This is a genomic window from Archangium sp. (assembly GCF_036277355.1).
In the GTDB taxonomy this organism is placed as follows: Bacteria; Myxococcota; Myxococcia; order Myxococcales; family Myxococcaceae; genus Archangium.
In genome coordinates this window covers 1-7503 of sequence record NZ_DASUNC010000149.1, presented here as the reverse complement: position 1 = coordinate 7503, position 7503 = coordinate 1, and the positions used below count along the sequence as shown (strand labels likewise).

Here is a 7503-nt window from a genome sequence, read left to right as displayed (position 1 = left end):
TGCCGCCCTTGCCGGCCATCTTGGTGGTCTCGATGAAGAGCAGGTCACCGCCGTAGGGCGTCCAAGCCAGGCCCGCCGCCACGCCAGTCTGCGACGTGCGCTCCGCCATCTCCGACTCCACGCGCTGGGGCCCGAGGAGCTCGAAGACCCGCTCCTTGGTGATCACCTGCTTGTCGGGCTTGCCAGAGGCCACCTGCACCGCCACCGAGCGGCAGACGTCGGCCACCCGGCGCTCGAGCGAGCGCACGCCGGCTTCGCGCGTGTACGAGGCGATGATGTCGCCCAGCGCCTCGTCGGTGATCTCCAGCTGGTCGGCGGCGAGGCCGTGCTCCTTGACCTGCTTGGGGACCAGGTGCGTCTTGGCGATCGCCATCTTCTCGTCGAGCGTGTAGCCGCTCAGCTCGATGATCTCCATGCGGTCACGCAGCGGCCCGGGCACGGGGTCGAGTTGGTTCGCCGTGGCGATGAACATCACCTTCGACAGGTCGAAGGCCACGTCGAGGTAGTGGTCGCTGAAGGTGTGGTTCTGCTCCGGGTCGAGGACCTCGAGCAGCGCCGCCGACGGGTCGCCCCTGAAGTCGGCGCCGAGCTTGTCGATCTCGTCGAGCAGCATCACCGGGTTGCGCGAGCCGGCCTTCTTCATCTGCTGGATGAAGCGGCCGGGCAGGGCGCCCACGTAGGTGCGGCGGTGACCGCGGATCTCGGCCTCGTCGCGCACGCCGCCGAGCGCCAGGCGCACGAACTTACGGCCCACGGCCTTCGCCACCGACTGCCCCAGCGACGTCTTGCCGACGCCCGGGGGCCCGACCAGGCAGAGAATGGGGCCCTTCATGTCGTTCTTCAGCTTGCGCACCGCGAGGTACTCGAGGATGCGCTTCTTCACCTTCTTGATGCCGAAGTGGTCCTTGTCGAGCACCTGGCGCGCGTTCTCGATGTCGAGGTTGTCCTCGGACATCTTCGCCCACGGCAGGTCGGCGATCCAATCGAGGTAGGTGCGCGCGACGGTGTACTCGCTCGACGCCGCGGGGATCGTCTTGAGCCGGTTGAGCTCCTTGTTGGCGACCTTCTCGACCTCGGGGGGCAGGTTGGCCTTCTTGAGGCGCTCGCCGAGCTCGTCGAGCTCCTCCTCGTCTTCGCCCATCTCGCCGAGCTCTTCCTTGATCGCCTTGAGCTGCTGGCGCAGGTAGTACTCGCGCTGGGTCTTCGACATCTCGCCCTTCACGGCGGAGTCGATCTTGTTGGAGAGCTTGAGGATCTCGCGCTTGCGGTTGAGCAGCTCGAGCACGAGCTTCATCCGGGCCTTGAGGTCCACCGTCTCGAGGACGGCCTGCTTCTCCTCGATGGGCACGTCCACGTTGGCGGCGATGAGGTCCGCCAGGTGGCCGGGGTGGGTGATGGACTCGACCAGCTCGGTGGCCGCGGCGGGCAGCTCGGGCATCAGCTCGATGACCTCGCGCGCCAGCTTCTTGAGGTTGATGCCCAGGGCCTCCACCTCGACGTTCTCGGCCGAGGTGCGATCCTCCACGGCCTCCACGCGGGCCTTGAGGTAGGGGGCCTCCTGGACCAGGTCCATGACGCGGAAGCGCGCCAGACCCTGGACGACGAGCGAGTAGTTGTCCTCGCCCATCTTGAGGAGCTTCACGATGCGGGCCACGGTGCCCATCGTGTAGAGGTCGGACGCGCCCGGGTCCTCCTCCTCGGCGCGGCGCTGGGTGACGACGCCGATCACCTGGTCGTCACGCACCGCGTCCTTGATGAGGGCGATCGTCTTCTGCCGCCCCACCGCGAGCGGCAGCACGCCGCCCGGAAAGAACACCGAATTGCGCAGGGGGAGGATCGGCAGGACCTGGGGAATGTCCTCCTTGTTGATCATCCCTGGAGGCGCCATCGCAGCCGGCATGGCCGCAGCGCCGGAACCCTTCTTCTTGTCGTCGGACATGTAGTCGATGCCTCGGTTTCCAGCCCGGCCGGACAGCTTCCGAGCCGGTAGAACAGCTGGGTTGTCGATCTTCTGTGAGAGTTGACTCAACGTAGCAACCAAAACGCACATGGCAAACGTGGCCTGCGTTTTTCGTGTAGGTCGTCGGATCCCGGACGGTTGCTCGCACATCCCCCCGGATGTGGGGCATGTTCGGGGACCCCCCTTTGTCCATGGCCCGGGCGCGCGCTACACCCGGCCGCGTTCCCAGGAGATCCCCCCATGATGCAGTCCATCCGAACGAGCGCGCTGTTGGCCACCGCCCTGTGGGGTGTGGCGTGTACGTCCCCCGTGGAGGAGCCCGGCTCCACGTTGCCGGGCCGGTGCCAGGCGGACGCCCCGCTGATCTCGGCCCAGAAGACGGATCTGCTCTTCGTCATCGACAACTCGGGATCGATGGACGAGGAGCAGAAGGCCATTGCCTCCGAGCTGCCCGCGTTCCTGGCGGAGCTCCAGCGGGGGAGCGGCGTGGAGCAGGACTTCCGCGTGGGCGTCATCACGACGTCGGTCTACCTGCACGCGTTCTATGATAACCGCGAGCAGTTGGCGGATTTTCCCGATCAGGCGGGGCGGCTGAGGCCGGTCCCTGACGAGCGGGAGCAGCCCACGGCCGAGCGCTACCTGGACGAGGGGGATCCGGACCTCCTGGCGAAGTTCAGCCGCCTGGTGAAGGTGGGGACGAGGGGCAGCGGGCAGGAGACGCCCTTCGAGGCGGTGCGGTTGGCGGTGACGCCGCCCCTGTCGACGATGCCGGTGGGCGAGGGAGGTAACGGAGGCTTCCTGCGGGACGGGGCGCGGCTGCTGGTGGTGGTGGTGTCGGACGAGGAGGACTGCAGCTCGACGGAGCGGCCGCCGCCGGTGATTCTGACGGAGGAAACGACGCGGGATCTGTGCAGCGAGCAGTCGGATCGGCTGACGCCGGTGCGGGAGTACGCGCGGATCTTCCGGAACCTGGAGGATGGGCTGGGGTCCACGCGCGAGGTGCTGTGGGCGACGATTGGCCCGGTGGGGCTGACGGACAAGGCGGTGGGGACGGTGTTGGATCGGACGCCGACGGGGACGTTCGTGCGCAACGTGGATTGCCCGACGTCGTACGGGCCGGGATTCCGGCAGCGGGAGATGGCGGCGCAGTTCGATACAGGGCTGAAGAACCTGGACTCCATCTGCCGGGCGGACTTCCGGGAGACGCTGGTGTCGATCGCGACGTTGGCGAGGACGTCGCAGAGCATCGAGGTGGTGAACCTGCCGGACGCGAGGCTGGCGCAGGTGAGGGTGACGAGGGAGGACGGGACGGTGCAGACGTGCAGCGTGGCGGGGGGAGACCTGACGTACGAGCCATCTGCGGGGGGGAGGGCGGCGCGGCTGTACTTCCAGTCCTCGTGCCCGAGGAAGCCGACGGATCAGAAGCTGGAAGTCAAACTGCTCTGCGCGAACTGAGCCCCTCCAACTGAGCCGCTCCACCAGAGCCCCACCACCAGAGCCCCACCACCAGAGCCTCTCCACCCAGAGAAACCACCCCTCTCCCCTCGGGAGAGGGACGGGGTGAGGGTACCTGGACCGCGAGTTGAGCCCGTGTAAACCCCCTCTCCCTCTGGGAGAGGGTTGGGGTGAGGGTCTGTCGCCTCGCCTGCGCACCCACCCCGAAAACCGTGAAAAAGAACGCGCCTGGCTGATCACCAGGCGACATTTCCTGGCGCATGTCAGCCCGGACGGCATACTGAACCCAATTTCAGGTCCAGTGTGGGACGGGGGACGTGATGAGTGCGACGGCCGAGAAGGTATCGGTGACGGTGGAGGCGTTGAGGGAGCAGATCCGCCGGTTGCAGGCGGCGCCGAGGAAGTACCTGGCGGCGCTGAGGACGGGGGTGGAGGCCTTTGACGAGCTGCTGCCGGGGGGAGGGCTGCCGTTGGGGCAGGTGGTGGAGCTGTGGGGTGAGGCGGCGTCGGGGAGGACGAGCCTGGCGTTGAGGGCGGTGGCGTCGGCGCACCGGGAAGGGCGGCTGTGCGCGTACGTGGACGGCTCTGGAGAGCTCTACCCGCCGGCGGCGGTGGCGGCGGGGGTGGATCCTGCCCGGCTGCTGATCGTGCGGCCGAAGACGGCGGAGCAGCTGGCGTGGTCGGCGGTGCAGCTGGTGAGGAGTGGGGCATTCGCGTGCGTGGTGTTGGACCTGACGCGAGGCCCGAAGGGAGCGGGCGGAGTGCGCCTGTCCCCGGCGGAGGGAAAGCGGCTGATGGACGCGGCGGTGAGGGGAGGGAGCCTGCTGCTGCTGCTGACGGCGCCGGAGGCCCCGGGGGACGGGATGATGAGGCTGCGGACGGAGGCGCGAGACGGCGAGGGCCTGTCGGTGGAGGTGGTGCGAAGCCGGCAGGGAGGAATCGGCTCGAGGACGGTGGTGCCGTGGAAGGCGCTCTATCCGGAGCTGGAGGGAGTGGAGGCGCCGTGGGGAGCGGAGCTGCCGCCCGCGGAGGACGTGACGGTGCCGGAGCTCCCGAGGGAGCGGCCCCCGTCGGAGGGACACCGGGGAATCCTGTGGCAGCGCCCGGGCCGTGACACGCCGATGCCGTCGTTGCGCGCGAGCCTGGACGCGGGCACGGCGCTGCACTGAGGCGAGGGGAGGGGAACGGAGATGCGGCTGGGGTATCTGCACTTTTCGCGCTTCCCGGTGCAGCGCAAGGTGATCGAGCTGCCGGAGCTCACGGGCAGGCCGTTCGTGCTGGTGGAGGAGGTGCGAGGCCAGCAGCGGGTGGCGTGCGCGTCCACGAGTGCGCTGAAGGCGGGGGTGAAGCAAGGGATGACGCTGACGGCGGCGACGGCGCTGGAGCCGGAGCTGAGACATTTCCCGTACCGGCCGGAGGAGGAGCGGCGGGCGCTGGTGGGCATTGGCGAGATGCTGATGGGACTGGCGCCGGGCTTCCAGCTATCGGAGCCGGACGGGCTGTGGTTCGACGCGAGCGCGGCGCACCTGGCGAAGGGGGAGGAGGGGCTGTGCGCGAAGGTGCTGGCGCAGTGCTCGGAGCTGGGGTGGAGGGGGAGGGTGGTGGTGGCTTCGGAGAAGTTCACCGCGAGGGCGCTGGCGAGGCACGGGGCGCCGCGGATGAGCGTGGTGCCGGAAGGAGAGAGCGCGCGGGCGCTGGCGCCGCTGCCCCTGAGTGCACTGGAGGGCCCGGAGCAGACGGCGTTCGCGGCGCTTGGGCTGACGACGCTGGGCGAGGTGGCGGGGCTGCCGGTGGGGGCGGTAACGGCGCGAGGCGGCGCGGCGGGGATGAGGGCGCACGCGCGCTGCCGGGGAGGAGATGAGACCCCGTTCATCGCGGAGGTGCTGGAGGAGGTGTTGGAGGAGCAGCTGACGCTGGAGTGGCCGGCCGAGTCGCTGGAGCCGCTGCAGTTCGCGCTGAAGACGGTGCTGGACCGGCTGTGCGGGCGGCTGGGAGGCCGGAAGCGGGCGGCGGTGCGGATGAACCTGACGTTGAAGCTGGACCCGTCGGGACAGGCGGTGGTGCCGCTGACGCTGGCGAGGCCGACGGCTCAGGCGAAGATGCTGCTGGAACTGACGCGGCACCGGCTGTCGGACGTGCGGCTCGAGGGACCGGTGGCGGGGCTGATCCTCCGGGTGGAGGAGGATTGCGAGGACCGGGGCCAGCAACTGGCACTGGGGGACGCGCCCGAGGGAGACGCGGCACTGGAGGTGGTGCTCTCGCGGCTGGCGACGGCGCTGGGCGAGGACGCGCTCTTCATGGCGGCGCTGGAGGACACGCACCGGCCCGAGGATGCGTACGAGACGAAGACCTTCCGGCCACCGCCCATGAGGCGCGGACTGGAGGGGGAGTTGCTGCAGCCCGTGGAGGCGGCGGAGCCGGTGCCCGAGTTCATGCGGGAGCGGCCCTCGCGGATGCTGGGGACGCCGGCCACGATCGACGTGGAGATGACGGCCTCGGGCGAGCTGCTGGCGGCGAGGCTGGGAGGGCGGCGGCGCCGGGTGATGGCGCTGGTGGGCCCGGAGCGGCTGAGCGGGGATTGGTGGGACGCGAGGCCGTACAGCCGGGACTACTACCGGGTGCACTTCGAGGGACTGGGCCCGGCGTGGGTATTCCGGGACGCGCGAGACGGCCGCTTCTACCTCCAGGGCCTGTTCGATTGACCCTGTGTATGCCCCCTCTCCCTCTGGGAGAGGGCTGGGGTGAGGGTGTATGGCTTCAATCTGGCCCCAGGTGTGTCCGCGTGATCATTCACGCCTGAGAATGACTCCCTCATCGCTGATGGCGTAGCTCGCACCGGCATCGACAGGGCTTGGCTCGAGGCCGCAGCGTTCATCTTCTTTGGGCGTGAAGTGAACGAACGTGACTCGTTCGCCGCGCTTGATCCATGCGTCGTAGTTCTCGATCTGCTGCAGGCAGTGAACCAGCGCGTCCTTGTTCTTGGGGGGTCCCCATCCTGTCGGCCGGAAATCATCCATCGCAATCTGGAGTGCTTTGAGCTGTGGCCCGGTGACGGTGGCCGCGTCTTTGCCCCATTCTGGAAACTGGATGCGCTCAGCGATTTCGTGAGGCGCAACAGATGCCTTCCGATGGATGTGAATGCACCCGGGAAGAGCAATCATCAGGATTCCCAGGCTGATTCGCTTCATCCATCCTCCTGTGGGTTGCTGGTGCGGCATCTGAGCGCTGACAGGTCGGTTCAATATGTATGACATGAGGTTTTTATTGGCCGCGGATATCGTCCGTCACCTGTTTGATGGGGGCGAATTTTCCGTCTTGAAGTTGGAAGACCGTCCGATCTTGAAAGTCATACAAATAGACCTCACAGATGTGGTTGAACATCACCCGGAAGTAGAAGCGTTGACGTCGCGCTTGTAGATCTTCCGGAGAGAACCGCGAGGCCGATGGGTGGCTATGGTAATCAGCGTAGATTTGTCCTCCCGGCGCCTCGGAGTCACTGACCTTGTTCGGGACAAAGCAGGCTTTTCTTCCACCCGGTAGTTCAAGTGGCGGACCGAGCGAGGAGGGATAGCTTGCAAAGAATCTTGTATCTCCAGGACGCTGGTAGATGGCTCCACAATACTCCTGTCCACCACGTTGGTGGCCGGCTTGGGCACCAGGCATGTCTCGGACTTTTTCACAAAGCTGCGGAGCGAGCGTCTCCAGATTGTCGGTGGGGCCGAGCATGGGGCCCATGAAGATGATGTTGCCATCCGGGTCGCGCCAGAATTTTGGCTGTCCGCCAGTAGCACACCCCAGGATGCCCCCTGAAGCGACTAGCATCGCGAGATAACGCGGCATCATTTCTTCGTACCGCCTTTCAAGCTGTGACCGTCATGATCATCCGCCCGAGTATACCATGCGGTAGGCTGGCGACGGCGTTGGGCGAGGACGCGCTCTTCCTGGCGGTGCGTATTCCGGCGATGTGGAACACTCGTTCCGGACGAAGTGGAACGCCTGTTCCGGAGCAAGCGGAACAGTCGGAGCGTCAGCGACGCTGGCCGGGGTTCACTTCGCCCCCTTCTTGGACCGGGTCAAATTCCTTTCCG

6 protein-coding genes are annotated in these 7503 nt (G+C 67.3%); 3 read left to right on the top strand and 3 right to left on the bottom strand.

Annotated features, from left to right (window positions below; genetic code table 11):
* Positions 1-1939: endopeptidase La (lon, locus tag VFZ09_RS37065; protein WP_329732492.1), on the bottom strand; the 1939-nt coding region annotated here is incomplete at its 3' end.
* Positions 1940-2200: 261 nt separating this feature from the next.
* Here lon and VFZ09_RS37060 point away from each other — a divergent pair.
* The 3 genes from VFZ09_RS37060 (at position 2201) to VFZ09_RS37050 (ending at position 6117) form a co-directional block, all read left to right on the top strand.
* A complete protein-coding gene (locus VFZ09_RS37060; RefSeq protein ID WP_329732491.1) occupies positions 2201-3415 on the top strand; it encodes a vWA domain-containing protein in 1215 nt (404 codons plus the stop codon).
* Positions 3416-3735: 320 nt separating this feature from the next.
* On the top strand, positions 3736-4584 hold the full coding sequence (locus tag VFZ09_RS37055; RefSeq protein ID WP_329732490.1) for a recombinase RecA: 849 nt from the start codon (positions 3736-3738) through the stop codon (positions 4582-4584).
* A 21-nt stretch (positions 4585-4605) separates the two neighbouring features.
* On the top strand, positions 4606-6117 hold the full coding sequence (locus tag VFZ09_RS37050; protein ID WP_329732489.1) for a DNA polymerase Y family protein: 1512 nt from the start codon (positions 4606-4608) through the stop codon (positions 6115-6117).
* An 84-nt stretch (positions 6118-6201) separates the two neighbouring features.
* Here VFZ09_RS37050 and VFZ09_RS37045 read toward each other — a convergent pair whose 3' ends face one another.
* Together VFZ09_RS37045 and VFZ09_RS37040 are read right to left on the bottom strand one after the other, a co-directional pair.
* Complete coding sequence (locus VFZ09_RS37045; RefSeq protein ID WP_329732488.1) at positions 6202-6603, bottom strand: hypothetical protein; 402 nt, start codon at positions 6601-6603, stop codon at positions 6202-6204.
* A 73-nt stretch (positions 6604-6676) separates the two neighbouring features.
* Positions 6677-7258, bottom strand: a complete 582-nt coding sequence (locus VFZ09_RS37040) for a hypothetical protein (RefSeq protein ID WP_329732487.1) — start codon at positions 7256-7258, stop codon at positions 6677-6679.
* Positions 7259-7503 lie beyond the last annotated feature (245 nt).

Coding starts and splice junctions, on each gene's coding strand:
- VFZ09_RS37040 (WP_329732487.1), bottom strand. CDS start 7,258: ATGATGCCGCGTTATCTCGCGATGCTAGTCGCTTCAGGGGGCATCCTG.
- VFZ09_RS37055 (WP_329732490.1), top strand. CDS start 3,736: ATGAGTGCGACGGCCGAGAAGGTATCGGTGACGGTGGAGGCGTTGAGG.
- VFZ09_RS37060 (WP_329732491.1), top strand. CDS start 2,201: ATGATGCAGTCCATCCGAACGAGCGCGCTGTTGGCCACCGCCCTGTGG.
- VFZ09_RS37050 (WP_329732489.1), top strand. CDS start 4,606: ATGCGGCTGGGGTATCTGCACTTTTCGCGCTTCCCGGTGCAGCGCAAG.
- VFZ09_RS37045 (WP_329732488.1), bottom strand. CDS start 6,603: ATGAAGCGAATCAGCCTGGGAATCCTGATGATTGCTCTTCCCGGGTGC.